The organism is Faecalicatena contorta (assembly GCF_001404335.1).
Lineage (GTDB): Bacteria > Bacillota > Clostridia > Lachnospirales > Lachnospiraceae > Faecalicatena > Faecalicatena contortus_B.
Map to the genome: position 1 here is coordinate 1 of NZ_CYZU01000038.1, position 26,974 is coordinate 26,974.

A 26,974-nucleotide genomic window follows, 5' to 3' on the forward strand; every position below is an offset into this window, starting at 1 on the left:
GCCGGACAGCGTTATCTAAACTGCTGTCCGGCGTTTCCGGCTCTTATCTGATATGTGAATACTTCTCTATAGCTTTTTCTTTGCAGATGTCATGCCTTCTTTTAAGGCTACGTACTGTTCAATTGCCTGTGCTGTCCCTTCCACGCCGAGTTCCCCGCTGTTCAGGCATAATTCGTAGCTTTCGGCATCTGACCACTTTTTATTCGTATAATAATTGTAGTAGCTGGCACGTTTTTTGTCTGTCTTAATTATTATGTCTTTTGCCTTGGCATCTGTCATATCGTGAATCCGTGCGATTCTGCGGACACGGGCATCCAGATCTGCATGGATAAATACACTGACTACATTCTCGTAGGATTCTAATGCATAGTCTGCGCATCGGCCGACCAGGATACACGGCCCCTCGTTCGCAATCTTTTTGATTGCGTCAAACTGAGCCAGGAACACTTTATGGTTGATCGGCATATCGGAATAGGTGCTGCCGGAATATCCCATGGAATAGGTATCCATCACCAATGAGTACAGAAAGCTGTTCGTTGGTTTCTCGTCATGGGATTCAAAGATCTCTTCGCAGATCCCGCTTTCTTTGGCGGCCCTTGCCAGCATCTCTTTGTCGTAAAGCTTAATTCCAAGATGTTCCGCTACCTTGTAGCCAATCTCTCGCCCTCCGCTGCCGTACTGTCTGCCAATTGTAATGATTGTGTTAGTTTTCATATCAGTCACTCTCCTTTTACGTCAAACCAGCATATGTTGTCCTTTCGTGGAATAACTTTTATACAATTATTATACAAGATGACGCTGTTTTTTACAACATGAATTGAATTTATTGTGCAATTTTCATAATTACCGAGTAATAATTCGGACGGTCTGAACTGTTCCATTACCGGTGTCTTAACTTATTCAATAATTGGAGAAAATATTCCGGAAGCGGCGCATCAAATTCCATATACTCTTCCGTCACCGGATGTATGATGCCGAGAACCTTTGCATGCAGTGTCTGCCCCTGCAGTTTAAACGGGCATTTGGCAGGGCCGTAGACGGCATCTCCCACGATTGGATGCCCGATACTGGCCATATGCACCCGGATCTGATGTGTACGTCCGGTTTCTAGTTCACATTCGATGTAGGTGTAATCTCCGAAACGATCCAGCACCTTATAGTGTGTCACCGCACTGCGGCTGTGAGGGGCCCTTGTGCTCATCTTTTTCCTGTCTGTGGGGTGCCTGCCGATCGGTGCATTTACAGTTCCGTCATCCTCCTTCAGATTGCCGTACACAATGGCATGGTATTTCCGGGTAATGTGGTGTTCCTTCAACTGTTCGGCCAGTGACTGGTGTGCAGCGTCATTCTTACAGATAAGCAGGGATCCTGTCGTGTCCATATCAATCCGGTGGACAATTCCCGGCCTTGCAATACCGTTAATGCCTGAAAGATTATCTCTGCAGTGATACATGACCGCATTGACCAGCGTGCCGCTGTAATGACCCGGGGCGGGATGTACAACCATTCCCTTGGGCTTATTCACAATCAGAATCTCGCTGTCTTCATATAGAATGTCCAGAGGAATATTTTCCGGCTGAATATCGGGTATTTCCGGTTCTGGGATCTGTACTTTTATCTCATCATTTACTGCAGTTTTATAATTGGCCTTGACAGCCTTATCACCGACGGTCACCAGCTCTGCCGTGATCAGCTTCTGAATATGGGATCTGGAGAGATCCGGAATGGCTTCGGCAAGAAATTTGTCAATCCGGACACCGGCTGATCCGGCAGTAAAATATAATTCCTCCATAGGCATTTTATCCTTTCTTCAGCGAAAAGCAGCTCAGCTCGTCCTCTTTATAGTAAAAAAGAATGGCAAAAGCAAAGAGGATACACGCAACCACTACATAGCAGTCCGCTACATTAAAGATGGGAAAATTAATCAGTTCGAAGTAGAAAAAATCCACCACATAATTCAGCCGCAGCCTGTCAATCATGTTACCGATAGCCCCGGCGCAGATCATTACCGCGCAGATGCGCAGCAGGTAATAGCGGGACGTATGCGGCATCCTTCCGTAAATAAAGCCGATCAGGCATACGATCACGACTGCTCCTACAGCAAAAAGAATCTGCCTGTCCTGCATAATTCCGAATGCTGCGCCCCGGTTTTCCAGATATTCCAGCTTAAACACGCCTTTCCATAGCACGAATGGCTCCTGATCTTTTAAATGTATGACGGCAAGCCATTTTGTAAGCTGATCCAGCACGGTCAGGACAATACAGCCGAGGACGGCCAGCAGATAGCTTTGTATAGATTTTGTATTCTTATCTTTCATGGTTTTTCCTTTTCTTAATTAAAGTCATGTATGGCGCACAGCAATCCGGCGCTATATATATTTATGGATGATTACGAAAATTCTATTCTTTTTTGTGCGGGACAAGATGCCTTTATACTGGAATTTTCCCATGCCCCTCACGGAAATAATATCGTCCTCCTTCACATGGAACCCGTTTGTCGTCATAAGCTTTCCATTGACAAATACTTTACCGCCCTCAATCAGGCCGCTCAGGCGTGTCCGTGAGGAGGAGAAGGCCAGGGACAATAGGCTGTCCAGCCGGACGGAGGCCACAGTACCTTTGATTTCCTCAAAGCGGGGCGTAAATTGGAAGTCCTGCACGCTTTCTTCCCGGAGCATAACGCTTGTGCGGCGGACCCGGGTCAGCTGCTCCTGCAGATAAACGCTCAGGCCGGTTTCCACAAACAGAATGGCCTTATTACCTTCAATCAAAATATCGCCCAGTCTGGAGCGCTCTATTCCCAGATTCAGCACGGCGCCCAGATAATCTCTATGCGTTAGTTCTTCCGCATATTTCTCATGCAGCGGCTCAATACAAAGAACAGAAATAGGAAATCCCAGGGCTTCCATGTCTACTGTGTCATTGCTGCCACGCAAATAAAGAGCATCAGGTAGGAATGCTGCCATCTGACGCTCTGCTGTGTCATATCCGCCGAAAGTTACATAGCGAGTATACAGCCTGTCCTTCGGCAAAGAATGCAAAATATTCAGTTCATTCAAATTCAAAAAATCCGAATATGTAATGATGTCACGGTGATACGCCGTCCTTGACAGCTCAATCAGCCGTTTTTCCAAAAGCTGTTCTTCTTTTTCCATGCCAGAATTAATATCTTCCTCTTACATTAGCTGTCTCCATAGAGCCGCCGAGCAGATCCTGAAGATCACCTGAAATATCAACATTCGTCGGTGTTACAAGGAATATATAGTTGGAAATCTTCTGCAGGTTTCCGCTGATTGCGAAAGTCGCTCCGGAGATGAAATCGATGATCCTCTGCGCAATCTCCAGATCCATGCCCTCCAGGTTCAGGATTACAGTACGCCCTGCCAGCAGTGTCTCGGTAATCTCGCGGGAATCGTCTACTGATGTAGGCTTTACCACGCAGACCTCCATGTTGGCATTGCGTCTGGAAGCCGGCTGACGCATCGGGGTTACTTTGCTGTTGCTGCTGTTTGCAGGAGCATATCTTTTATCCTCCTGGATATCAAAATCGTCGTATTCCTCTTTGCTTTTCTTATTAAAAAGAGAACGGCGTGGTTTTTCGTCAAAGTCATCATCTTCAAATTCGTCATCATAGAAATCGTCGTCATCGTATTCATCATCATTCAATTTCATGATGTCCAAAAATTTGTCAAACACACCCATGTTTACACTCCTATCTTATGCCCTCTTAATGCATAAATTTTTTTTGAAAATATACTTTCTGTTCCAGATCCTCATGCCTTAACGGCATAATCTCTGGCACCAAAGATTCCGGTTCCTACACGAACCATGGTCGCGCCCTCTTCTATTGCGACCTCGTAATCATTGGTCATCCCCATTGAAAGTATGCTCACATTAACATTATCAATGTTTTTGTTCTTAATGTCAACAGATAATTTATGTAAATTCTCGAAAATCGGGCGATTATCCTCTGGATTTTCAACAAATGGAGCGATTGTCATGAGTCCGCATACACGAATATGCTTAAATGAGGCAATTTTTTCTATAAATGGAATTACTTCATCAACTTTAAGCCCAAACTTGCTTTCTTCGCCTGCTACATTGACTTCGATCAGGATACTGGCGATGCAGTTTTTCTTTTCTGCCTCTTTCTCAATAACCTGAGCGAGCTTTACAGAATCCACAGAATGGATCAGTTCTGCCTTATCTACGATGTATTTTACCTTATTGGTCTGAAGATGGCCGATCATATGCCAGTGAATGTCATCCGGAAGGGCTTCATACTTTTCCGTAAGCTCTTGGACTTTATTTTCTCCGAATACTCTGACGCCTATATCATATGCCTCCTGAAGTACTGCAATGGGTTTGGTCTTGCTGACCGCGATCAAAGTCACTTCACTGCGCTGCCTCCCTGCGCGGTCACAGGCTGCCTGTATCTTCTCTTCTACTTCTTGCAACTGCTCTTTCAACATAAATAACACTCCTTGCTTATATAATATAGTTAATAGACGACCTCGTCCTCATCCACGGAATCTCCATCCTGGACGATATGGTCGTAATTATAAAGTCCGTAGGAATCCCCTTCCTTGACAATATAATATTCATCGCTTTCTGCGAGGATCGTAACCTGCCGGAAAACAGCATAGCCTTTGTTAATATTAAATACACCCTTTTGGGGCTGTGTCTCTGACAAGACTAATGTCTCCGCGGATTCGGGCTTTACAAGGACGGTGCCCTTCTTCAACATGCAAGTGCTGAGATATACACTGCCATCCTCCGTAGATTTGTAAATGTCAGCGGCCTGGAACACTGCATTGCCGCCTCGCTTTTGAACCATGACTCCCGAAGCGGAGCTGTTGCCGCCCGTAGTGATATACTCTGCGGGCACCACAAAGAACTCTTTCTCCACAACACTGCTTTTCGGAATCTTCAGTCCGCTCTCATCCTCAAGGATGAGCTCTATATTTAAAAATCTGTCTCCGGCATAACGGATCATGGAGTTATCGTAATCCAGCCGTCCATAGTACTCTCCGTCTTTTTTCAGGATGGAAAAGTCTGCCCAGATCGATTCGCTGTCCTTATCTATTCTGGTTTTTATGTAGGTCGTATCAGCCAGTTTGCCCGCCATATCCTTGTCCAATTCTATGATCACAGACCACTTTTCACTTGTGACAAGTTTGTAAGCTGGCTCCCCCTTCTTGACCTGCATATTATCTTCCAGGCTCACCTTTTTATAGCTGCTCCTGTCAAAGTCCGCTTTTTTGAATGAATCTGCGGTTAAGGACTCACAGCCGTCAAAATCAAGAACCATAATTCCGTCCCGCGGTGTCTGATATACATCTGCGCCCGCACCGTTATGGGACAGTACAGCATCCATCTGCGCTGTCTTGGTTTGATTAGAAGCATTCTGCAGGGTGTTGTCGATTTCGTTTTTCAGGGAATAAACAGAGGAGAACTTCTGCGGATTAAAATTCTCGTTAAAGCTCTGCGTTTTTACGATCAGTGTATTCTGCTCTTCTGTGCTCAGAGAAGTCTCCGTGCTCGTCTCCTCCGGATAGGATAACTTTTGCGAGGTAACCGCATAGACATTCGCTCCGGCCTTGATCTTGCTGTTCTCGTTCTGAAAATAATTGATATACCCTGAATTCTCTGCATGAACCACTGTTTCCTCACGGAGGATGAGCCCTGTGTAGGAATTGTCCGTCAGAATACTGCCTTCTCTTACCTCATAAACAGAGATCTTCTTTGCAGCAGCATACATGACAATCGTTACGATAAGATAGATAAATACAATTGCAAAAATAAAGATGCCGATATTCATCTCGCGTTTTCTTTTATACTTATTAATACTGATGGAATTGTCCTTCCGTGATGCCAAACTAATCTTCCTCCTGTACCGTAAATCAAATTTCAAAATGATACTATTATTATGATAACTTTACCAGTATAACATTTTTAAATGTATATTTCCAGTTTTTGTGGCAATAATAAGAGCATTGATATTGAAAAGGAGGAAATAATATGAAGTGGTTTGATAACACTGCTCTGACACTTGTGATTATCGGGGCGGTCAACTGGCTTCTGGTTGGCATTTTTCGATTTGATTTAGTAGCCTTTCTCTTTGGAAATTTAAGCTGGCTTTCCAGAATAATTTATACGATTGTCGGCCTGTGTGGTCTTTACCTCATCAGCTTGTTCGGCAGAATCAAAAACATGTCAGAGTAGATGAAAAAGGTCGCTTCAAAGGAGCGAAACAACAGGGAACCCGGTGGAAGGGCATGCCGTTTTAGGTGCGTCCGTCCATCGGGTTCTTTGCTTTTAGTCTGAGATAGTTATCTATGCCTAATCGACTGCCTCTGCGGCTGCAGCCGGTCTTTCGCCTGCAGACAGCATCGCGCTCATCTGGCCGTACAAGAGATCTTTTGTCCCCGCCCCCATTATAATGGATATATAGGGATCGGATTGCGAATCCTTGCTGTATAAGATGACACAGGAGCCGGCTTCGTCGGTAGTCCCTGTTTTACCTCCGATAACCTGGACGCCTTCCGGATCGGGAATCAGATCCTGGGAATAAAAATTGGTAGCCTCCCACACCTCACTGCGTACGCTTCCGTCCGATGAGGTAAGTGTTCCAGTATAGGATTCCTTCGATATGATATCCATGAAACGCTGATCCTTTATACAGGCATTGAAGATCAGGTATAAATCGTATGCCGTAGTGTAATGATTATCGTCCTGCAGGCCATGGGGATTGACGAAATGAGTATTGGTTGCTCTCAGGGAAGCGGCCTCCGCATTCATCATATCTGCAAATGCTTCCACACTGCCGGCCACATGTTCCGCGATCGCCACCGCACAGTCATTGCCGGAATAGAGTAAAAGCCCGCAGAGCAGATCGTAAAGTGAAACCGTATCTCCGGTCTGAAGGCCGCATGTCTGCTCGTCCTCGGCAAACTGAGTTGCATTGGGGCCAACGGTTACCGTATCCTCCAGATTCCCGTATTTCAGCGTCACATAGGCTGTCATAATCTTTGTTGTACTGGCCGGAAAAAGTCTTTCATGAATCTTACTGGCATAAAGTACCTTCTTATCTTTTATATCAAAAAGACCCGCAGCATGCAGGCTCGGGTCCGCACTGTAACCCTCCAGGGCAACATCGGTGTCTGTTACACACAGACCGGCCGCTGACAGGGTTCCTCTGTATAGTGAACGGTTATACTGTTCCTGTTCGTATACTTCTGTTTTTAGTACTTCCTTGCTGCATCCTGTGATGAGCACGGACAGAAACAGGCACAGAGCAAGAACAGCTTTTTTACTTATACATCTCACGCCAGTCCAGGTCTCCTCTGTCTAATGCCAAAATCAAAGCCTCCGCGGTTGCTATATTCGTTGCAATAGGTATATTGTACATATCACATAGTCTTACAATATCGTTCACATCCGGCTCATGGGAGCGCGGTGTCAGCGGATCCCGGAAAAAGATAAGCAGATCCATTTCATTGTGTTCGATCTGGGCTCCAATCTGCTGCTTCCCGCCTAAATGGCCCGCAAGATATTTATGGATATTCAGGTTTGTGACGCTTTCCACAAGAGCCCCTGTTGTCTCTGTAGCAAACAGATGATGCTTGCTCAAAATCCCCCTGTATGCTATGCAGAAGTTCTGCATTAATTTCTTTTTTGCATCGTGTGCTACTAATCCTATGTTCATGTCCTGTAATCTCCTCTACTGATATTTATTGGGCTGCAGACCGACATTCAGCACAAAGCCGATCCCCATATAAAAACATACGACAGAAGTCATTCCGTAACTCACAAAAGGCAGGGAAATTCCTGTATTCGGGAATATCTGAGTAGCCACACTGATATTGATAAAACTCTGCACTCCTATCAGTGTGGCGACGCCTCCGCAGATAAGCCGCCCTCCTGTGTCTTTTGCTTTTACTCCTATCAAAATACACGTTATTACAATTAATAATAACAAAATTATGACCACACAACAACCCACAAATCCTAATTCTTCTCCAATAATTGCGAAAATAAAATCCGTTTGGGGTTCGGAAATGAAATTTCCGTTCTTTACAGAGGTCGTGGTATTGCTGTTATAGCCCTTACCCGACAACTGTCCTGAACCGATGGCCATCACAGAGTTAATCTGCTGATAAGCTTCATCTGTAGCGTATTTTTCGGGCTCCAGCCAGGCCAGGATCCTCGCCTGTTGGTAATCTTTCAAAAAGGGCTGGTTAGGCTGTACGACAATGGTCAGAAACAGCGCAGCAGTCGGTATGGTAATTGCCAGGACAGTACCGATAAACTTGTAGCTTAAGCCTCCCATATATAACATAATACAAAATACGGTTGCCAGACAGATCGTGTTTGAAAGGTTTGGCTGCTTGTATATGAGGATCAGGGAAGGCAGGATGAGCGCGGCCGCCTGGATAATCGTCTTTTTATTATTAATCGCCTGTTCCCGCTCCATCAGAAACTTCGCAAAGAACAGAATCGTTATGATCTTAGTCAGGTCAGACGGCTGAAACTGGACAAATCCGAGATTCAGCCATCTGGTAGCTCCATTGATATTCTCACCGAAAAACAGCACCGCCAGAAGCAGAACGATATTCACGCCGTATAAAAGCCAGTACATATTCAGGACCCATTCGTAATCTATCAGCGAAATAACGATCATGGCAATCGTACCCATCACAACACCGGCAATCTGTTTTCCCTGCACAGATGCCTGTGCACTTCCCACCACAAAGATCCCGATAATAGAGATTGTGGTCACAAGTGCGACAAGGCTGAATTTATAATCTTTTAAGTTATACCTTTGCTTAATATTCAGAAAATTAAATTTCAATAGTTCTCTCCTGTAATCTTAATATGTATATCTGAATGGGTTATCTTCATGTGAAAATCTTCCGGTTTTACTTCCAGATACTTGGAAACTGTATGATACATATCTGAAGAAAATTTTTCCGCTGTTTCGGGTGTACACTGCATTCTGTCTGCCATAAGCAGGGTTTTCAATCTTTCTTTTGCAACGTGAACAGATGGTACACTCATAATATTCCCTCCTAATTCTTTTTAAATAGGCTGGAAAATCTTGCAAAAATACCTTCCGGTTTGTTGAAATCTTCAATTGGAAGTTCTTCCCCCAGGATGCGCCTGCATACATTATGATAGGCATGTCCGGACATACAGTCGGCTCCTACGATTGGCTCGCCCTGATTGGTTGCGATGACAACATGTTCGTCGTCCGGAATCACACCCAGCAGATTGATGGCCAGTATCTCGGTTACATCATCCACGGACATCATATCTCCGCGCTTTACCATATCCACACGGAGACGGTTGATAATCAGGTCGTTTTTCTTGATGCCATGTGCTTCCAGCAGGCCGATGATCCGGTCCGCGTCCCGTATGGCAGATACTTCCGGAGTTGTGACCACAATCGCCCTGCCGGCCCCTGCCACAGCATTCTCAAATCCCTGCTCAATCCCTGCCGGGCAGTCCAGAAGTATGTAATCAAATTCGTCTTTTATGTCAGCGATTAATTTGCGCATCTGCTCAGGAGATACGGCTGTCTTGTCCTTGGTCTGGGCAGACGGCAGAAGGTACAGCTCCGGAAAACGTTTATCCCTAATTAAAGCCTGTTTCAGCCTGCAGCTGCCTTCGATGACATCCACCAGATTATATACAATCCGGTTCTCCAGTCCCATAACGACATCCAGGTTTCTCAGGCCCAGATCCGTGTCGATCACGATGACTTTTTTACCAAGCTGCGATAAACCAATTCCAATATTTGCTGTCGTTGTCGTCTTTCCGACCCCGCCTTTTCCTGATGTGATGACAATTACTTCTCCCATGTTTTCTTCCTCCTACAACTTCTATTCGTCCACAAGTGGATCCACGTAAATCCTGCGTCCGTCAACCACCGCTATCTTGGGCCCCCGGATGCTGAGGCTTTCCTGATAGATGACCTGACGCTTTGCTTCAATATCGCCAATTCGAAGTTGTTTCGGCTGCATGGCCAGAGCTACGATGAACGCATCTCTGCTGCCCGCAGCTCCTGCATGGACTGAACCAGACAGAGAACCAACAATGACAACGTTTCCTTTGGCAATTACTTTAGCACCCAGCTCAACATCACCAAGAATGATGATGCTCGAATCGGATTCCAGCACCTGTCTTTTGCTTAAAGTACCTCTGTAGAACTGCCCTTCCCGTTTCTGCATATTGGTGAGCGTATTCTCTACAATGCTTTTGTATGTCAATTCATTGGTCTCGTCCCTGTCTATAATGCAGACAATGTCAATCCCCGTTATCTCGGCGATCGTATGAAGGACCGCCTGTTCTTCCTGGTCTGAGAGCTTCCTGTCCAGAAATGTAACCGCCATCTTGGCCCCCTCAAAGAACTTCGCCGAGTCTTTGAATTTAGAGGCCACGCTTTCCAGTAAAACGTCAAATGGCACTTCCGGATTCAGATGAACCTCAATCCCATATCTGTTGCTCTTAATTGTTACCAGCTTGTCCATGTATCTTCTTCACATCCTTTTCTGGTACTATAAGCACCGGAACCTGCGCAATGTAGTACTTAGTCGCCTGCAATAGCTGAACCAAGCTGTGCGGCAGAACCAGTGATCAATTCTTCTTTGTCGGCAAGCTTAAAGTTCGCCCTGACAATATCCCTGCCGATCTCGGCAGCGTAGGATGAGCTGTAACCGTTTGCGATACGCACTGAAATTGCAATCTCCGGAGATTCCGCAGGTGCAAATCCAACAAACAAACCATGATCCGGATGGATCTCGCTCTGCTGCGCAGTACCTGTCTTACCCGCCATGGAAATCTCCAATCCCGAAAAACTGGATGTATAACCGATCATGGCGATCATTCCCTGATGAACCAGATCCCATGTGGTACTGCTTACATCTTTAATCTCGTTCGTGACGACAGGTTCATACTGCTTGATGATCTTACCGTTGACATCCGTTGTCTTATCCAACAGGGTCAGCTTATATACAGTCCCCTTATTTGCTACAGTTGACACATATCTGTTCAGCTGGCTGACCGTATAGTTGTTAGTGCCCTGTCCGATTGCGGACAGCACGGAGTATTCATCCGATATCTGCGGTTCTGATTCCGGTATTTCGATGCCCGATTTTTCACCTAGCCCGAATTCTTCCGCATACTTTGCGAGCGCTTTGACGCCTTTATCGCTGTCGTAATTACCATCTTTATCAAGTCCCAGGTCATATCCGACTTCATAGTAAAAGTCATTGCAGGAAACCTTAAGGGCTCCGACAACATCAAGCATACCATGGGCCCCGGGATAGACCCAGCACCTCGGGCTTGGCGTGACCTTGTCAAATTCGCCGGAGCAGTTAATATACGAACCGCCATCTATGACGCCTTCCGTAAGCGCTGCTACAGAAGAAAGCATCTTGTAGGTGGAACCCGGTGCAGTGCGTTCCTGTGTTGCATTATTGTAAAACGGACGGGAAAGCCCGGTTACAAGCTGATTATAATACTTGGAGTCCATGGTGTTGGCCAGACGGTTATTATCGTATCCCGGATAGGATACACACGCCAGCACTTCTCCAGTATTCGGGTCGCTGACAACGGCAGAGCCTGTACAAGGTTCCAGTGCAAGCTGCCCGGGCGTAATCTCCAGACTCTGGATCTTTTGGCGCAGCCATGCGTAAGAATTTACGCTGCCGTCAATCAGACCGTTATATGTTCCCTCATCCATGGGCAGGACACCCTGCTCATATACCATGGCGCAGACCTGACCGCCAGTGATACTACCTGATTTTATAAGATATTTGTAGAGAAGTTTGTCGAAATTAACATCTGAAACCAAATAATCTTGTAAAAATGTTAAAATTCCCTGATAAATTTCTGCGGAATCGGAATATTTCTCTGCTGAGACATAATCAGACAGCTTTGATGTATCAATCCAGTTCTTGGAAATTGCATAATTCAGATACTGGTTCAGGCTGATCGTCTCATCCGTTGTCCACTGTTTATATATCTCATCACCGGTATCAATGGAATCCTGCATCAAAACCCCTGCGGCCTCCTGCAGGACGTCAATAGAGACATAATCCATATAAGCTTTCATTTCAGCCGAAAGATCCTTATAGGCAGCGGCGCCGCTGTTATTCAGCTCTCCGATGATCTCCTGGATCGCCGCAGTTTTTCTGTCCGAAAAGATTCCATATACCTGTTTTTCTACTGTTTTGGCATCTTCTGCCCCAAAATGTGTCTCATCGATAATCTCATTTGCGATAAATGCATTGTAGGCATCATCCACAGGAATGATGATATGTGACGAATCGCTCGTCTGACTCGGGTCATAATTCATCTGGTCACTGAGCTTGGACAGCACAATTCCGGCCAGTTTTTCTTCGATCAGCTGATACGTCTGCTCCTGCAGGTCTTTGTCAATCGTCAGATAGACGTCATTGCCGGCTTCCGGGTCTTTACTGCTGACCGTCTCAGTTACCTTGCCGACACTGTCCACGTAATACTGCGTCTGTCCCTTTGTGCCCTGGAGCACCTCATCCATGGTCTGTTCAAGCCCGGATTTGCCGATAATGTCGGTCTGGGAATATTTCTTTTTCTGATCCTTATCCAGGGAGTTATATTCTTCCTGTGATATCTTGCCGGTATAGCCGATGATGGAAGCAAAATACTTGCTGTTCGTGTAACGGCGCATGGAATCTTCCGCGATATCCACCCCTTCCAACTGGTCCAGATTCTCCATAATAGAGGCCACGGTCTCATCACTTACATCGGTGGCCAGTGTAGTCGGAATATATTTCTGAAAGCTGTTCAGGCCGATTGCGTATCGGAGATTCACCATTTTCAGGATATACGTCTTGTCCAGTGATTTGACATCCAGGCCGTAACCATAAGTTTCATCCGTACACAGATAATTGATGATATCCTCTGCGGATGCATTGCGCTGCTTGTCCTTCAGCTCGTCAATTGTTTTGAGCCCATAGACGTCCGCGATAAAACGCAGCTTAAGCGTCTCGTTTGTCTGTGTAAACTCATAATTTCCCGCAGAATCCAGAACCACTCCAAAGTCGCTGATTACGGAATCCCCATTGGACTCCACGATGTTTATGATCTTATCCAGGATCTCATTCAGGATCCGGTTCTTTTCTTTCCGGGTGTCGGCGGTGATATTATCTTCTATTGTCACGGAATACGCCAGCTCGTTATAGGCCAGGGGGTTGCCGTTTCTGTCATAGATATTGCCTCGTGTGCCCGGCACCTCCCGGGTCTTTCGGATCTGCAGCTTATAGTTGTCCAGATAATACTGTCCTTTTACAATCTGAAGATAAAATACGCGGTTGATCAGTACCGCAAATAAGATACAGAATGCAAGGATTAAAACAAACAGCCGTGACTTTACGATCCGATAAATTGCATCTTTTATACGCTCAAACAAATTTACTTGCACTCCTTTTTTCATCTGCTTCCAGTTTATGGTTAAAATATAAAATCAATGGGTATAATCCGAGAGCAATCACAATAGTATATATGAGCTCCGGAATGATATTATGACTGAAATAGTATATAAAATTAAATTCACTGCGCAGCATGAACATCAACAGGTAAATGACAAGTCCGTATAGGAACTCGCTTGCTGCAATCAGTAATAGCGGCAGTTTGACGTCTTCGTCGTAATATACCTGCTGAAACAGGCCGTTGACAAATCCCAGCAGCAGATAGATCAGGGCATAAAATCCGATGATTCCGCCAAACTGGATATCCATAAGCAGGCCGGAAAAGAAGCCGACCAGCATCCCGTCCTTTGAACCTCTCATGAAACCAAAAGAAGCTGTTAGAATAATCATAAGGTTTGGTTTGATTGAAGCGAGAGCCAGGTGCGGGAACAGCGTGCACTGCAGCAGATAGCATACAATCAGTATAACCGCCGTTACGCCTGCTCTTTTTGCCTTCATCTTTTTCATCTGCCGTATTCCCCTTTCCTGCCGGATATTGCATACTTCCATTTGCTTTTCATTATTCTTCTGCGTCCTTGCCTGTGAGATCCGCCTTTGTTGTTGTAATTACGAGCACCTCCTGGAGGTTCTTAAAGTCCACGACGGGTGTAATATATCCGGAGCGGGTCAGGTTATTGGAATCTACGGTGATCTCACTGATATAACCAATCAGGATTCCCTGAAGATATTTAGGACTGATATGAGAGGTGACGATCTGGTCTCCCACCTGCACTTTATTTTCATTGTTTTCCATCTGTTCAAAACGGATTTTCCCGTCATTGATCAGAGAAAGATCCCCTCTTACCATACACTTGTCGAATGTGGAAAGTGACATGCCGCTTACGTTGCTGGAGTCATCGATGATGGAACGGACCGTGGACCATGTGGGGCCTGTTTTGATGACAATTCCGACCAGGCCGCTTCCAGCCAGTACGTTCATATCTACCTTAATCCCGTCATTGCTTCCTTTGTCAATCGTAAAGGTACTGAACCAGTTGCCGGAATCTTTTGCGATGACATGGGCGCCTGTTTTCTCATATTCGGTATAGTTCTGATCCAGTTTATACAGCGCCTGCAGCCGTTCCAGTTCATACTTTTCCTCCTGCAGGTTGTTATTCTCGGTGATCAGTTCATCTACCTTTGCCTGCAGTTTTTCGTTTTCCTTCCTCACCTGCTGCAGCGTGTCGAAATTGTCGCATATGTCGCCCAGCCAGGTGCCGATCTGATTGATGCCTTTCTGCATGGGAATGACTGTTACGCTGGCAATCCCTTTGAACGGCCCCTCCGCTTTGTCGGAAAATACGGAAAGCACCATCAACAGGATGCAGAACAGAGAAAGCCCTGCCAGCCAGTATTTATTTGTCGACGAGGTTTGATTTTTCTTTTTCATATTATCTCAGCCACCTATAATCTTCATCTAACATGGAATATGTTAACTTACTGTAATCTTTGTTCAGTACAATCTTCTTGAGCCCGCTTACTGCACAGAGCTCAGGATTTTGTACCGTCCGCACTCCAAGGCCGGTGCTTTCCTCCAGATATGTAGACAGCCCTTTCAGATTGGCCAGGCCGCCGGTCAGGCAGATTCCGTTCTGGTCAATCCCCCTTCGTACATCCGGGGGTGTTCTGTCTATCATGGATTTGATGGCGCGGACGCAGTCAGACAGCGGCTCTTTCATGGCCGCCCTGACGAGTCCGATAGGAATGCTTTTCTGCTCCGGAACACCCGTAATAAGATTTCTTCCGGCAACAGTCAGCGAAGCATCTGCCGCCTGGTCAAATACCCCGAATTCCCGTCTCAACGTTTCGGCTGTCAGGCGGCCGATCAGAAAGTCACGGTTATGCCGGACGAGATGAGTGATGGCATTGTCAAAATGGATGCCGCCGATCTGGATCAAACGGTTCAAAACCATACCGCCGGAGGCAATCACAGATAATTCCGTTGTCTCCCCTCCGATATTGACGATAAAGATGCCCTTTTCATTCCAGATGTCTATATCCATGCCCAGAGCATCGGCAATCCCCCGCTCTACAATCCGGACGGATTTGGCTTTTGCAGTTGAATGGAATACGAGGTCGTAGAAAGCCCTCTTCTCTACCTCAGTCACGTCCGTAGGAACCGCGATTACGTATTCGGCGCCGCGGGAAAACTGCCGGTCCATTTTTAACAGATTCTGGAGCAGATACTGCATGTCATCAAAATGTGCAATCACCCCGTTGTGCATGGGGAATACCACCTTGATATTATCCGGCGCTTTTTCATACATCTTATATGCTTCGTCGCCTACGGAAAAAATATACTTTTTGTCCTGCATGGCGATAACATTCTTGGCTTTCCAGATCTCCTCTTTTTTCTTATCATATACTTTTATCTCATATGTTCCCAAATCGAGTCCATATACATTTCTGGCCATTGTATAACCTTCCCCTATCCTTATATAAGTCCCTTTTCCCGCATACTGATATAACAATTATTGCCGATCACCAGATGATCCAGCAGCTCGATCCCAATCAATATACCGGCATCCTTTATCCTTCTTGTAACAAGGATGTCATCCTTGCTCGGTGTCGGGTCTCCGCTGGGATGGTTGTGCAGCAGTACGATAGAAACCGCATTTTTCTGCAGCGCTTCTACAAACAGCTCGCGGGGCGAGATTACGGCCGAATTGACCGTCCCCTTTGATATATCAGTCTCCCCGATTAAGCGGGTTTTTGTGTTCAGAAGCAGAAGCTTCATGGTCTCCTGCCTTTTGTGACGCATGTCTTCCATATAATAACGGGCGACTGAGGCCGGGCTTGTAAAGTTCAGCCCAATCTCCGCAGCTGCCTTGGAGAGCCTTTTGGAAAGCTCGGACAGGCATAGGATCTGTACTGCCTTAACCTTGCCGACTCCACGGACTAAAAGAAGCTGTTCCTTTGTCCACTGATGAATGCTCAGGATGCCCTCCTGGGCAAAATCGGGATGCAGAAGCTTCTCCGCAAGCTGCAGGGAATTCTCTCCCCGTGTCCCTGTACGCAGTAAAACAGCCAGTAATTCAATGTCCGTCAAATTACTCGCTCCATATTTGGCGCATTTCTCATAAGGGCGCGCTTCTTCCAACATCTCTTTCATTGTATTGTTTTGGTTCATATAATTATTTCAGACTGCGGATGGCTCAATACAATGATTTATTTTAGCATAAATTAAAAATCATGTATAGGTCTGCTATTCTTAATTTTTTGTGAAGTCGGATAAGAGCTTAAACTTACTCAAGTATACTTTGGTGTATATTTCTGAATAAGTGCTTCGGCTGTCTTGATCCCATCCATCGCTGCAGAGGTGATTCCCCCTGCATACCCGGCGCCCTCTCCGCATGGATATAGTCCGGAGGCAGCAGGGCTTTCGAAGTCCTCGTTTCTGATAATTCTGACAGGAGAAGAGGTTCGGCTTTCCACACCGGAAAGCATAGCATCTTCTCTTGCAAATCCATGGATTTTATGATCCATGGCATAGATGCCTTCTTCCAGGGAATCTGCCAGAACGTTCGGGAAAATATTCCTGACGTTGGAGAAGGTCCAGGGACCTTTGATCTGAGGCAGGATTGTTCCGGGCTCTGTTGTGAGGCGGCCGCTGCAGAAGTCACCGAAGCGCTGAACCGGAACTTTCCCGTTTCCTTCCTTCCATGCGCGTTCCTCCAGCATTCGCTGGAATTCCACGCCTGCAAGCGGGTGATCCGTCCCGTAATCTTCTGGTGTTACAGTGACAATGACCGCGCTGTTCGCATTGGCTCCGTCTCTCGCGTGGTAGCTCATCCCATTGACTGCCAGGCGGCCCTCCTCGGAGGAGGCATTGACGACGTATCCCCCCGGACACATGCAGAAGGTATAGGCTCCTCTTCCGTTGGAAAGCTGTGCCGTCAGTTTATAGGATGCGGCGGGTAGTTCCGGGCAGTCTGTCTTTCCATACTGGCACTGGCTGATCATCGACTGGGGATGTTCAATTCTCACCCCTACGGCAAAGGACTTTGCCTGAATAGGGATTTGTCTGTCATACAGCATCCGGAAAGTATCCCGCGCACTGTGGCCCACGGCAAGAACCAGAAGCTCCGTGTCCAGCGCCTCCCTGTTGTTTACAACGACCTGTTTGATGCGGGGCTCTTCGGAGGGGGCGGCCAAATCCAGCAGGATATCGGTCACCTGGCTGTGGAACCGGACTTCTCCGCCCAGTTCCAGTATGCTCTGACGCATATTCTTGACCACATCGATCAGAACGTCGGTGCCTATATGGGGCTTCTGTTCAAAAAGGATACGCTCAGGAGCACCATGTGCAGCAAATGTCTCCAGGACAAAGCGGTTTCTTCCTTTGGAATCTTTGACCAGTGTATTCAGCTTGCCGTCTGAAAAAGTGCCTGCTCCTCCTTCCCCGAACTGGACGTTGGAGGACAAATTCAGGCGGCCGCCGTTCCAGAAATCTTCCACATCTTTGATCCGCTCCTCCACGCAGCCCCCCCGTTCCAGAAGCAGCGGCCGGTATCCGCTTTTAGCCAGCAGATAGGCGCAGAACATTCCGGCCGGGCCGCTGCCTGCGATGACCGGCCTGCGGCTTAGCGGAATGCTGCCCGGGGCGGGCGGCTGATAGGCGCTGACACGGATCTGCCGCACCTGCTTTCCGGCTCTTTTCAGAACCTGGTTCTCATGCCTGACCTCGGCATCCACCGTATAGGAAAAGAACACATCCGGTTTTTTCCGGGCGTCGATGGACTGCTTTGCTATGCGCCATCCAAGCAGATCGGACTTTTTAACGGATAGGGTTTTTAAAAGCTTTTTCTCTAATTCCTCCGGAGTATGCCCCGGGTGTAGATTGATCTGGCTGACTCTAAGCACCGGCAGCCTCCTTTCCGGCTACATAGCCGCTGGACCATGCCCACTGCAGATTGTAGCCTCCGCACAGACCGTCCACATCCAGAATTTCCCCTGCAAAATACAGGCCGGGGACAAAACGGGATTCCAGATTGTCTGTGACTTCCTCCGTATTGACGCCTCCTCGGCAGACCTGGGCCTGCTCAAAGGAGTTGGTCTCCGTTATTTCCGTAGAAAAATGCTGTATCAGGCGTGCAAGGGCAAGGACCTCTTCCACGGTCCAGTCTCCAACCGCCGCGGACGGGTCAAGATGTGCCAGTTTCAGCCACAGTGCGGAGAGCTTTTTATGGAACAGGCCGACAAAGAATTCTTCTGCTGTTTTTTGCGGACGGGCGGCAATCCGTTTTTTCAAAAAGGCCAGAAATTGTTCTTCTGTAAAATCAGGCATAAAATTCAATACTGCGGTTACCGACTTTTTTTCATAGAGACCGATAGCGGCGCAGCGGCTGACCTGAAAAACCGGGATTCCCGATATGCCATAACCGGTAAGCTGGATCTCCCCAGTATCCTTTGCCTGGCATTCACCGTCCGTATAGACAGACACGCTTCCTCCGACACGAACACCGGCGATGCTTTTATAGAAGTTCTCTCTGCATTTCAACTGCACAAGGGAGGGAAGAACCGGAACCAGACGGTGTCCCAGCTGTTTTGCCAGGCCATAGCCGGAACCATCGGAACCCGTGGATGGAGCAGCCTTGGAACCGGCGGCCAGGATGACCTTCTGTACACGGAAACTGCCGTGATCTGTCTGCAGCAGAAATCCTTTTTTATTCGGAATGATTTCTCTGCATTCTGTCTCCGTATGGATCTCTATCCCCAGGCGGCGCGCCTCCATGCGCAGCACTTCCAGGACCGCGGATGCCTGGTCAGACTGCGGGTAGAGATATCCGTTCCTGTTTTTAGAATAGATGCCCAGTTCCAGAAAAAATGCGATTGTCTGCTGCGCATTGAATTTTTCAATGATCTTCCAGGGAAAGAGAACATTTTCAGAGTGGTAGCAGATCGGTTCCTGGTGCAGGTTCGTAAAATTGCACCTGCCGTTTCCTGTCGCCAGAATTTTTCTGCCCACCCGGTCCTTATGTTCAAGAATACAGACCCCGGCGCCGTTTCGCGCGGCGGTAATGGCTGCCATCAGGCCGGATGCCCCGCCCCCGATTACTGCAACTTTATTCATGGATGTGCCTCCTTTTCTTCTTTGTGCCTTGTGGTTGAATGCTGCCTGCAGCAATGAATTTTCAGACACGCTCTAATATTGCAGCAGGGATTCGGCTGAGATAATTCCTGCGTCCACCATGCTCTGCAATGATTTCAGGATACCAAGTTTGGCATGTGGCCATGTCAGCCCGCCCTGGAAATAAACCGCGTAGGGCGGTTTGATCGGACCGTCCGCACTCAATTCGATAGAGGAGCCCTGGACAAACGCGCCGGCCGCCATGATTACATCGCTGTCATATCCCGGCATGGCCCAGGGTTCCGGTGTTACGTAACTGTCGACAGGAGCTGCGGCCTGGATGCCCTTGCAGAATGCAATTACGCCTTCGGGAGTTCCCAGTTCCACTGCCTGGATGATATCATGCCTGCTTTCCCTGCTGTCAGGTATCACGCCAAATCCCAGCTTTTCATACAGATATGCGGCGAATACGGCACCTTTTACTGCACTGCACACTACGGTAGGGGCCAGAAAGAATCCCTGGTAAAAGGACTGCATGACGCCAAGAGATGCGCCGACCTCCCTGCCAAGTCCAGGGGATGTCAGGCGGTACGCGCAGTTTTCGATCAGCGCCTCCTTTCCGGCAATGTACCCGCCTATGGGAGCCAGACCGCCGCCCGGATTTTTGATCAGGGAACCTACGATCATATCCGCGCCCACATCGCTCGGTTCGATGGTTTCGACAAATTCTCCGTAACAGTTGTCTACCATACAGATAACATCCGGTTTGATCCCTTTGATAAAGGCGATCAGTTCTCCGATTTTATGAACGGAATAGCTGGGACGTGTCTGATAGCCTTTGGAGCGCTGTATGGTAACCAGCTTTGTCTTTTCGTTCAGCGCCGCTTTGATTGCCGGATAGTCAAAATATCCGTTTTCCAGCAGTTCCACCTGGCGGTAGGTGATGCCGTATTCTGCCAGGGAACCTTTTGATTCACGGATTCCGATTACTTCTTCCAGGGTGTCATAAGGTTTGCCCACGGGAGAAAGCAGCTCGTCCCCGGGACGCAGGTTTGCCGCAAGGGCAAGGGCAAGGGCGTGGGTCCCGCAGGTAATCTGCGGACGTACCAGAGCGGCTTCCGTATGGAAGGCGCTGGCGTACACCGCTTCCAGGGTATCCCTGCCCTGGTCGTTGTAACCGTATCCGCTTGCAAACTGAAAACAGCCTTCGTTAACACGGTTTTCCTGCATCGCATGCAGTACCTTCAGCTGATTGAATTCCGCAGTCTTTTCAAACTCACGGAACCGGGGGGCAAGCTCCTCTTCCGCCTTGCGCCCGAATTCGTATACTTCTTTTTGGATACCTAATTCTTCATATATCTGATTCATTTCTAAGCTCATACTGCGATCCTCATCTATCTTCTTTCTCTATTATACTGCGTTTTTCCAGCTCATCCAGCATCCGTGCAAGAAGGCGTTTCTCATTATAAGCAAATTCCTGTTTATTCAGCCAGATGACATCATGTTCTCTTTTGAACCAGGTAATCTGCCGCTTTGCAAAGTGGCGGGTGTCTCTTTTGATCGTATAAACCGCTTCATCCAGCGTCATCTCCTGATCCAGATACGCCATGATTTCCTTGTATCCCAGCCCCTGCATGGAGATTTTATCACGTCCAAGACCGCGGTCCTTTAATGATTTTACCTCTTCCACGAGGCCTTCTTCCAGCATCCGGTCAACCCGGCGGTCAATCCGTTCATACAGGCGTGACCGGTCATCATGAAGCACAAAATAGGCGTAATTGTACGGAGATTCTTTTTTTCGTTCTTCTGCATTGTGATCCGAGATACGAATCCCGGTCTGCTGATAAAATTCCAGGGCGCGGATCACGCGTTTTACGTTGTTCTCGTGGATATCTTCGGCTGATTTGGGGTCTTTTTCCCGCAGCATTGCGTGGAGGTATGCAGCTCCCTTTTCCCTGGCAAGCTGCTCCAGATGCTCCCTGCAGGCGGTATCCCCCTCATTCTCCGTAAAGTCGATATCATAGAGCAGGGCCTGGATGTAAAAACCCGTGCCGCCCACGACTATGGGAATGTGTCCTCTTTTATAGATTCCTTTCATGGCCTCCTTTGCCATCTGCTGGAAACGCACCACATGAAAGTCCTCTTCCGGATCCAGGACGTCTACAAGATGGTGGGGAATTCCCTCCATTTCGGCGGGCCGGATTTTCGCGGAGCCGATGTCCATGTACCGGTATACCTGCATGGAGTCGGCGGAAATAATCTCTCCACCTACTGCTTTTGCAAGGCCGATGGAAGCTTTCGTTTTGCCTGCGGCGGTCGGCCCCGTCAATATAATCAATGGCTTTTTCATTTATATGATCCTCTTAAATTTCTTTTCCAGTTCCCGTTTCGTCATGGCGATAATGGTCGGCCGTCCGTGAGGACAGTGATATGGATTGTCCAGCTCCAGCAGCTCCTGGATCAGTGTATCCACCTCCATGGCGGACAGGCGGTTATTTCCTTTTACTGCGGCCTTGCAGGACATGGACGCCACCTTCTCGTCAATCAGTTCCGGCGTCATGGAAGTCGTAATCCCATCGGCCAGTCCGTCCAGCATCTCCAGGAGCAGCTCCTTCTTTGCAATACCAAACAGATTGTCCGGTATTGCGCGGACTGCATACTCATCGCCACCAAAGGGTTCGATTTCAAACCCGATTCTTTTAAACCGGTCCATATGCTCATTCAGAAGCTCTGTCTCCTGCATGGAAAGGCTGAGGATGACAGGCGGACTCAGATACTGGGAGGTAAACTCCCGGTTTTTCATGCCTTTGAGTGTCCGCTCATAAAGAACTCTCTCATGGGCGGCATGCTGGTCTATGATATAGAGGCTGTCATGGAACTGGACTAGCCAGTACGTATCGAACACCTGGCCAATGAGCTTATATTCCGCCTTTACCTCGCGCTTCAGCAGCTTTTCGTCGAAAAGATTCAGCTGTTCCGGCTTTTCAGGGGCTTCCGGCTTCTCGGTGGCTTTTGGCTTCTCAGAAGGTTCCGGATTTTCTCCATAAACTGCCCGCTCTTCTGAAAGATGTGTCGGTGCTGCATCTGACCAAGCAGAGGATGGGATATCCCCGGCTTCCCGGATGGTTACTGCCGGCAGGGGCTTTGCATCGTGGGTTGTCTGTTCGTCTGCCCTGCGTTTTTCCGCGGCTTCCCGGATTCGGGATGTCTGTTCATCCGGTCGGTGGATCTGGCGGATATCGGATACTTCCGCGGAGGACGCACGGTTATGGTAAGACAAGACTCTTTCCCTCATCTTTTTGAGGAAGTAGTCTTCATTTTTCTCCTCGGGCGCCATCTCCGCGCTTTCCTGCTTTCCTGCGGTCATTGGCGAGCCTTTATCCGACACGGCGCCAGCCTTGGGTCTTAGTAAGAACGGACTTCCTGACGGAGCCTCTTCTGCCGCCTTTGGAGGTTCCGGGACATCCACGACAGGGATTAATTCCGGTTCCAGCAGCGTTCTGTGCACGGCTTCATAGACCGTGTTGTATACTTCCTGCTGTCTTTGGAACCGAAGTTCCATCTTTGTAGGATGAACGTTTACATCTATATCTTCGCCATTAATATGGAAGTGTAATACAACAAAAGGAAATTTATGCTGCATAACAAAATCACGGTATGCATCCTCTATGGCCTTGGAGATCATGGCGCTCTTTACATACCTGCCATTTACAAAAAAGTTTTCGAAATTCCGGTTGCCGCGGCTGATGGTAGGCTTCCCGAGATAGCCGGTAATATGGATCCCGCCTTTCCCGTAATCCATCTCAATCAAATTGGCGGCCACCTCGCGTCCATAGATGCTGTAGATCACATCTTTCAACCGGCCATTACCCGCTGTCCTTAACTTTTCCTGCCCGTTGTTGATGAACTGGAATGACACTTCCGGATGGGAAAGCGCCAGGCGCATCAACAGGTCTTGTATATGACCGGCCTCTGTCATAGGGGTCTTCAAGAACTTTCTTCTGGCCGGAACATTATAGAAAAGCTGGCGTATCAGGAAGGTCGTCCCATCCGGAGCGCCTGTATCCTCTATCAATTGTTCTTTGCCGCCCTCAATTAGATAGCGGGTTCCTAAAGTATCTTCTCTCCTCTTCGTAATCAATTCCACCTGCGTAACTGCAGCAATACTGGAAAGAGCCTCTCCGCGGAATCCCAGCGATTCGATGTGCGAAAGGTCTTCAACCGCCCGAATCTTGCTTGTAGAATGCCTGAGGAAAGCATTTGGCACGTCCTCACGGAGTATTCCGTCCCCATTATCCATGATCCGGATAAAAGAAATACCGCCCTCCTGTATCTCCACTACAACGGCAGTAGCCCGGGCATCAATGGCGTTTTCCACCAGCTCCTTTACAATAGAGGCCGGACGCTCAATCACCTCTCCGGCAGCAATTTTATCAATTGTAATCTGATCCAATACCTGAATATGTGGCATAGCTTCTCTCCTTTTCCGCCATAGAGTGTGTTTGATAAACCATGTATACGGCTGATTGTCCCACTTTGCGAGATGTTTTAACCAAATTTTTGAGGCGTAGTGGTTCTACGTTGATAAAATTTGGCTAAAATAGGTCGTGAAATGGGGCGGTCAGACGTGTACAATGAATTATCAAACACGCTCCAGGGGTCTGACCCTTCTGCAAAGGGGGTGGTCCCCTTTGCAAGAGGGTCAGACCCCTTTGCTTTTACCAGCGGTTTTTCAGTTTGTTTTGCAATCTGTATATCGTGTTTAATGCATCAATCGGGGTCAGGTTCCCAACATCAATATTTTTCAATTCTTCCAGGACATCTCCGTCTTTTACCGTATCAAACAGAGACATCTGGGCGATGTCAACTTCATCGTATTTTTTGACCTTGGATTTCTTTTTGCTCTCGTGTTCTTTGACGGCAATTTCGCTGACTCTTGTGGTGATATCCTCATCACTGAGTTCTTCTACAATCTCTTTTGCCCTTTCTATGACAATGTCCGGCACTCCGGCAAGTTTGGCTACCTGGATCCCATAACTCTTGTCCGCCCCGCCTTTCACGATCTTGCGCAGGAAAACGATGTCGTCTCCCTTTTCTTTTACCGCAATACAGTAATTGTTTACGTTTTCTATCTTGCCTTCCAGCTCGGTCAGCTCATGGTAGTGTGTCGCAAACAGTGTTTTTGCTCCCAGCAGATGCGTGTCGGAGATATACTCCACAACGGCCCATGCGATGGAGAGTCCGTCAAATGTGCTGGTTCCCCTTCCGATTTCGTCCAGGATAAGCAGGCTTTTGCTGGTTGCATTGCGCAGGATATTGGCAACCTCTGTCATCTCGACCATAAACGTACTCTGTCCGGAAGCGAGATCATCCGACGCCCCAACCCGGGTAAAGATCCTGTCGACCAGCCCGATATTGGCACTGGATGCCGGAACAAAGGAGCCCAGCTGCGCCATCAAAACGATCAGTGCGGCCTGCCGCATGTAAGTGGACTTACCGGCCATATTCGGTCCGGTGATGATGGAGATCCTCTGCTTTTTATCATCCAGATAGGTATCGTTTGAGATGAACATATCATTGGGAATCATCTTTTCCACGACCGGGTGCCGTCCGTCCTTGATGTCGATTACGCCCTTTTCGTTAATTTTAGGGCGCACATAATTATTGCGTTCCGCAATCAGGGCAAGGGATGCAAATACGTCCAGCGCCGCCACCGCCTTGGCTGTTTTCTGGATGCGCTCGACCTCCCCGGCTATGGTGTCGCGGACAGCGCTGTATAGCTCGTATTCCAGTGCATACAGCTTGTCCTCTGCCCCCAGTATTGTGTCTTCCAGCTCTTTGAGTTCCGGTGTAATATAACGCTCCGCATTGGCAAGCGTCTGCTTTCTTGTATAATAATCCGGCACAAGATCTTTATAGGAATTGGTCACTTCCAGATAATATCCGAAGACCTTGTTGTACTTAATCTTCAGATTCTTAATACCGGTTTTTTCACGCTCTTCTTCTTCCAGCTTAGCCAGCCAGTCTTTCCCGTCTGACTTGGCGTGCCTGAGCGTATCGACCTCCTCGCTGTAGCCGTCCCGTATAATACCGCCCTCTTTCATCGCAAGCGGAGGATCATCTATGATCGCATCCTTGATCAGCGAACACAAATCTTCCAGTGTATCCAGATCATCGCGCACTCCTCCCAGAAGCGGGGACTGCATCTCTTCGAGTATGTATTTGATCGGCGGCAGCATCTCCAGCGAACTGCACAGCGCGGTCAGGTCTCTTGGATTGGCAGAACCGTAGGTGATTCGGGTAATCAGGCGTTCCAGGTCATAGACCGGCGACAGGTATTCGCGGATCTCTTCGCGAGAGATTGCATTGTTCTTTAATTCCTCTACCGCATCCAGGCGCCGAAGAACCTCCTCTTTTTCTATCAAAGGCTGTTCCACATACTTCCTGAGTGTCCGGGCCCCCATGGCAGTCCGGGTCTTATCCAGCACCCAGAGCAGGGAACCTCTTTTTTGCTTTTCCCTCAGCGTCTCGCATAGTTCCAGATTCCTTCTGGTAGAACTGTCCAGCATCATATATTTTCCCGTGGTATAGGGAGTAATATGGGTCAAATGGGACAGATTGTTTTTCTGGGTTTCCAGCAGATACTGAAGGAGGGCTCCGGCGCTGATGATCCCGCAGTCATAATCCTCCAGCCCAAGCCCTGCAAAGGAGGATACATGAAAATGCTCCAGCAGCTTCTTCCTGCAGACTGCATCATCAAAATACCAGGCGTCCAGAGAATATATAGCGATTCCAAGCCGGTTTCTCAGGTCATCCAAATCCATGCCGCTCATGTAAAAAGATTCATTGCAGATGATTTCGGAGGGCATAAACTTGTAAATCTCATCCATCAGCTTTACGCTGTCGGGAAGTTCTGTTACAAAATAGTCTCCGGTCGTAATATCGGAGATGGCCAGGCCATAACGGTCGGCTATGTAAACGATACACATCAGATAATTGTTCTTTGTCTCATCCAGTGCCTGCGGGGCCAGATTGGTTCCGGGGGTGACAATCCGCACTACATCCCGTTTGACAAGTCCCTTTGTCAGCTTGGGGTCCTCCATCTGCTCACAGATGGCTACCTTGTAGCCCTTTGCGACCAGTTTGTTCAGGTAATTGTCTACGGCATGATAAGGGACACCGCACATGGGTGCCCGCTCCTCCAGCCCGCAGCTTTTGCCTGTCAGCGTGATCTCCAGTTCCCTGGATGCCGTAATGGCATCCTCAAAAAACATCTCGTAAAAATCGCCTAATCTATAGAATAAAATGCAGTCCGGATACTGATTCTTTGTCTCCATATACTGCTGCATCATTGGTGTTAATTCTGCCACGTTTCTACTTCCTTTCGCTT

25 protein-coding genes are annotated in these 26,974 nt (G+C 47.9%); 1 reads left to right on the forward strand and 24 read right to left on the reverse strand.

The genetic code is table 11. The features are described 5' to 3' along the window. Positions 1 to 66: 66 nt before the first annotated feature. From ARB69_RS17100 to ARB69_RS17130, 7 genes are all read right to left on the reverse strand, one after another. A complete protein-coding gene (locus ARB69_RS17100) occupies positions 67 to 714 on the reverse strand; it encodes an AAA family ATPase (RefSeq protein ID WP_055154439.1) in 648 nt (215 codons plus the stop codon). 166 nt (positions 715 to 880) lie between these two features. Beyond that, positions 881 to 1,792 (reverse strand): RluA family pseudouridine synthase, encoded by a 912-nt coding sequence (locus ARB69_RS17105; RefSeq protein ID WP_050642784.1) that lies wholly within the window; start codon positions 1,790 to 1,792, stop codon positions 881 to 883. Between the two features lie 7 nt (positions 1,793 to 1,799). Further along, positions 1,800 to 2,318, reverse strand: a complete 519-nt coding sequence (lspA, locus tag ARB69_RS17110) for a signal peptidase II (protein WP_050642292.1) — start codon at positions 2,316 to 2,318, stop codon at positions 1,800 to 1,802. Between the two features lie 51 nt (positions 2,319 to 2,369). Then, positions 2,370 to 3,155, reverse strand: a complete 786-nt coding sequence (locus tag ARB69_RS17115; protein WP_050642291.1) for a YlmH/Sll1252 family protein — start codon at positions 3,153 to 3,155, stop codon at positions 2,370 to 2,372. Between the two features lie 7 nt (positions 3,156 to 3,162). After that, positions 3,163 to 3,702, reverse strand: a complete 540-nt coding sequence (locus ARB69_RS17120; protein WP_050642290.1) for a cell division protein SepF — start codon at positions 3,700 to 3,702, stop codon at positions 3,163 to 3,165. Between the two features lie 71 nt (positions 3,703 to 3,773). Further along, the gene (locus tag ARB69_RS17125) at positions 3,774 to 4,472 is read right to left on the reverse strand and encodes a YggS family pyridoxal phosphate-dependent enzyme (RefSeq protein ID WP_025657455.1); all 699 of its coding nucleotides are present in this window, start codon (positions 4,470 to 4,472) and stop codon (positions 3,774 to 3,776) included. A 29-nt stretch (positions 4,473 to 4,501) separates the two neighbouring features. After that, positions 4,502 to 5,878 (reverse strand): HlyD family efflux transporter periplasmic adaptor subunit, encoded by a 1,377-nt coding sequence (locus ARB69_RS17130; protein ID WP_167702509.1) that lies wholly within the window; start codon positions 5,876 to 5,878, stop codon positions 4,502 to 4,504. Positions 5,879 to 6,021: 143 nt separating this feature from the next. Between ARB69_RS17130 and ARB69_RS17135 the strand changes: the two genes are divergently transcribed. Continuing rightward, positions 6,022 to 6,225: a DUF378 domain-containing protein gene (locus tag ARB69_RS17135; RefSeq protein ID WP_009004217.1), complete on the forward strand. Its 204-nt coding sequence runs from the start codon at positions 6,022 to 6,024 to the stop codon at positions 6,223 to 6,225. Between the two features lie 117 nt (positions 6,226 to 6,342). Here the strand turns inward: ARB69_RS17135 and ARB69_RS17140 are convergent, their stop codons facing one another. From ARB69_RS17140 to mutS, 17 genes are all read right to left on the reverse strand, one after another. After that, positions 6,343 to 7,329: a D-alanyl-D-alanine carboxypeptidase family protein gene (locus ARB69_RS17140; protein WP_055154440.1), complete on the reverse strand. Its 987-nt coding sequence runs from the start codon at positions 7,327 to 7,329 to the stop codon at positions 6,343 to 6,345. Beyond that, positions 7,313 to 7,708: a methylglyoxal synthase gene (locus ARB69_RS17145; protein WP_050642288.1), complete on the reverse strand. Its 396-nt coding sequence runs from the start codon at positions 7,706 to 7,708 to the stop codon at positions 7,313 to 7,315. Before ARB69_RS17145 ends, ARB69_RS17140 begins: the two co-directional genes overlap by 17 nt. Before the next feature lie 15 nt (positions 7,709 to 7,723). Then, the gene (locus ARB69_RS17150; protein WP_025657451.1) at positions 7,724 to 8,839 is read right to left on the reverse strand and encodes an FtsW/RodA/SpoVE family cell cycle protein; all 1,116 of its coding nucleotides are present in this window, start codon (positions 8,837 to 8,839) and stop codon (positions 7,724 to 7,726) included. A gap of 11 nt (positions 8,840 to 8,850) precedes the next feature. Next, the gene (locus ARB69_RS17155; RefSeq protein ID WP_025657450.1) at positions 8,851 to 9,060 is read right to left on the reverse strand and encodes a cell division topological specificity factor MinE; all 210 of its coding nucleotides are present in this window, start codon (positions 9,058 to 9,060) and stop codon (positions 8,851 to 8,853) included. Positions 9,061 to 9,071: 11 nt separating this feature from the next. Beyond that, positions 9,072 to 9,863, reverse strand: coding sequence for a septum site-determining protein MinD (minD, locus tag ARB69_RS17160; RefSeq protein ID WP_050642287.1), 792 nt, complete (start codon positions 9,861 to 9,863; stop codon positions 9,072 to 9,074). A 21-nt stretch (positions 9,864 to 9,884) separates the two neighbouring features. Beyond that, complete coding sequence (gene minC / locus ARB69_RS17165) at positions 9,885 to 10,532, reverse strand: septum site-determining protein MinC (RefSeq protein WP_050642286.1); 648 nt, start codon at positions 10,530 to 10,532, stop codon at positions 9,885 to 9,887. 59 nt (positions 10,533 to 10,591) lie between these two features. Next, positions 10,592 to 13,480 (reverse strand): penicillin-binding transpeptidase domain-containing protein, encoded by a 2,889-nt coding sequence (locus ARB69_RS17170; RefSeq protein WP_334291949.1) that lies wholly within the window; start codon positions 13,478 to 13,480, stop codon positions 10,592 to 10,594. Continuing rightward, complete coding sequence (gene mreD / locus ARB69_RS17175; protein ID WP_050642782.1) at positions 13,449 to 13,982, reverse strand: rod shape-determining protein MreD; 534 nt, start codon at positions 13,980 to 13,982, stop codon at positions 13,449 to 13,451. The genes ARB69_RS17170 and mreD overlap by 32 nt, the downstream gene beginning before the upstream one ends. Before the next feature lie 52 nt (positions 13,983 to 14,034). Next, positions 14,035 to 14,904 (reverse strand): rod shape-determining protein MreC, encoded by an 870-nt coding sequence (mreC, locus tag ARB69_RS17180; RefSeq protein ID WP_055154442.1) that lies wholly within the window; start codon positions 14,902 to 14,904, stop codon positions 14,035 to 14,037. 1 nt (position 14,905) lies between these two features. Next, positions 14,906 to 15,928 (reverse strand): rod shape-determining protein, encoded by a 1,023-nt coding sequence (locus ARB69_RS17185; RefSeq protein WP_055154443.1) that lies wholly within the window; start codon positions 15,926 to 15,928, stop codon positions 14,906 to 14,908. 20 nt (positions 15,929 to 15,948) lie between these two features. Further along, the gene (gene radC / locus ARB69_RS17190; RefSeq protein ID WP_050642282.1) at positions 15,949 to 16,644 is read right to left on the reverse strand and encodes a RadC family protein; all 696 of its coding nucleotides are present in this window, start codon (positions 16,642 to 16,644) and stop codon (positions 15,949 to 15,951) included. Positions 16,645 to 16,763: 119 nt separating this feature from the next. After that, positions 16,764 to 18,377 carry an NAD(P)/FAD-dependent oxidoreductase gene (locus ARB69_RS17195; RefSeq protein ID WP_050642281.1) on the reverse strand — a complete coding sequence of 538 codons (1,614 nt, stop codon included), beginning with the start codon at positions 18,375 to 18,377 and terminating at the stop codon, positions 16,764 to 16,766. After that, on the reverse strand, positions 18,370 to 19,587 hold the full coding sequence (locus ARB69_RS17200) for an NAD(P)/FAD-dependent oxidoreductase (protein ID WP_050642280.1): 1,218 nt from the start codon (positions 19,585 to 19,587) through the stop codon (positions 18,370 to 18,372). Before ARB69_RS17200 ends, ARB69_RS17195 begins: the two co-directional genes overlap by 8 nt. 72 nt (positions 19,588 to 19,659) lie before the next feature. Further along, positions 19,660 to 20,964: an aminotransferase class I/II-fold pyridoxal phosphate-dependent enzyme gene (locus tag ARB69_RS17205; RefSeq protein ID WP_055154444.1), complete on the reverse strand. Its 1,305-nt coding sequence runs from the start codon at positions 20,962 to 20,964 to the stop codon at positions 19,660 to 19,662. A gap of 10 nt (positions 20,965 to 20,974) precedes the next feature. Then, a complete protein-coding gene (gene miaA / locus ARB69_RS17210; RefSeq protein WP_055154445.1) occupies positions 20,975 to 21,934 on the reverse strand; it encodes a tRNA (adenosine(37)-N6)-dimethylallyltransferase MiaA in 960 nt (319 codons plus the stop codon). Further along, positions 21,935 to 24,055, reverse strand: a complete 2,121-nt coding sequence (gene mutL, locus ARB69_RS17215; protein ID WP_055154446.1) for a DNA mismatch repair endonuclease MutL — start codon at positions 24,053 to 24,055, stop codon at positions 21,935 to 21,937. Positions 24,056 to 24,302: 247 nt separating this feature from the next. Further along, positions 24,303 to 26,954 (reverse strand): DNA mismatch repair protein MutS, encoded by a 2,652-nt coding sequence (gene mutS / locus ARB69_RS17220; protein WP_330377721.1) that lies wholly within the window; start codon positions 26,952 to 26,954, stop codon positions 24,303 to 24,305. Positions 26,955 to 26,974 lie beyond the last annotated feature (20 nt).

Bases quoted from the DNA above. Each gene is read 5' to 3' on its own strand.
- ARB69_RS17145 (WP_050642288.1), bottom strand. From the start codon at position 7,708: ATGAACATAGGATTAGTAGCACACGATGCAAAAAAGAAATTAATGCAG.
- miaA (WP_055154445.1), bottom strand. From the start codon at position 21,934: ATGAAAAAGCCATTGATTATATTGACGGGGCCGACCGCCGCAGGCAAA.
- mreC (WP_055154442.1), bottom strand. From the start codon at position 14,904: ATGAAAAAGAAAAATCAAACCTCGTCGACAAATAAATACTGGCTGGCA.
- ARB69_RS17170 (WP_334291949.1), bottom strand. From the start codon at position 13,480: ATGAAAAAAGGAGTGCAAGTAAATTTGTTTGAGCGTATAAAAGATGCA.
- ARB69_RS17185 (WP_055154443.1), bottom strand. From the start codon at position 15,928: ATGGCCAGAAATGTATATGGACTCGATTTGGGAACATATGAGATAAAA.
- ARB69_RS17200 (WP_050642280.1), bottom strand. From the start codon at position 19,587: ATGAATAAAGTTGCAGTAATCGGGGGCGGGGCATCCGGCCTGATGGCA.
- ARB69_RS17120 (WP_050642290.1), bottom strand. From the start codon at position 3,702: ATGGGTGTGTTTGACAAATTTTTGGACATCATGAAATTGAATGATGAT.
- mreD (WP_050642782.1), bottom strand. From the start codon at position 13,982: ATGAAAAAGATGAAGGCAAAAAGAGCAGGCGTAACGGCGGTTATACTG.
- ARB69_RS17135 (WP_009004217.1), top strand. From the start codon at position 6,022: ATGAAGTGGTTTGATAACACTGCTCTGACACTTGTGATTATCGGGGCG.
- ARB69_RS17125 (WP_025657455.1), bottom strand. From the start codon at position 4,472: ATGTTGAAAGAGCAGTTGCAAGAAGTAGAAGAGAAGATACAGGCAGCC.
- ARB69_RS17115 (WP_050642291.1), bottom strand. From the start codon at position 3,155: ATGGAAAAAGAAGAACAGCTTTTGGAAAAACGGCTGATTGAGCTGTCA.
- radC (WP_050642282.1), bottom strand. From the start codon at position 16,644: ATGAACCAAAACAATACAATGAAAGAGATGTTGGAAGAAGCGCGCCCT.
- minD (WP_050642287.1), bottom strand. From the start codon at position 9,863: ATGGGAGAAGTAATTGTCATCACATCAGGAAAAGGCGGGGTCGGAAAG.
- ARB69_RS17105 (WP_050642784.1), bottom strand. From the start codon at position 1,792: ATGGAGGAATTATATTTTACTGCCGGATCAGCCGGTGTCCGGATTGAC.
- ARB69_RS17205 (WP_055154444.1), bottom strand. From the start codon at position 20,964: ATGAGCTTAGAAATGAATCAGATATATGAAGAATTAGGTATCCAAAAA.
- ARB69_RS17100 (WP_055154439.1), bottom strand. From the start codon at position 714: ATGAAAACTAACACAATCATTACAATTGGCAGACAGTACGGCAGCGGA.
- ARB69_RS17155 (WP_025657450.1), bottom strand. From the start codon at position 9,060: ATGAGTGTACCATCTGTTCACGTTGCAAAAGAAAGATTGAAAACCCTG.
- minC (WP_050642286.1), bottom strand. From the start codon at position 10,532: ATGGACAAGCTGGTAACAATTAAGAGCAACAGATATGGGATTGAGGTT.
- mutL (WP_055154446.1), bottom strand. From the start codon at position 24,055: ATGCCACATATTCAGGTATTGGATCAGATTACAATTGATAAAATTGCT.
- lspA (WP_050642292.1), bottom strand. From the start codon at position 2,318: ATGAAAGATAAGAATACAAAATCTATACAAAGCTATCTGCTGGCCGTC.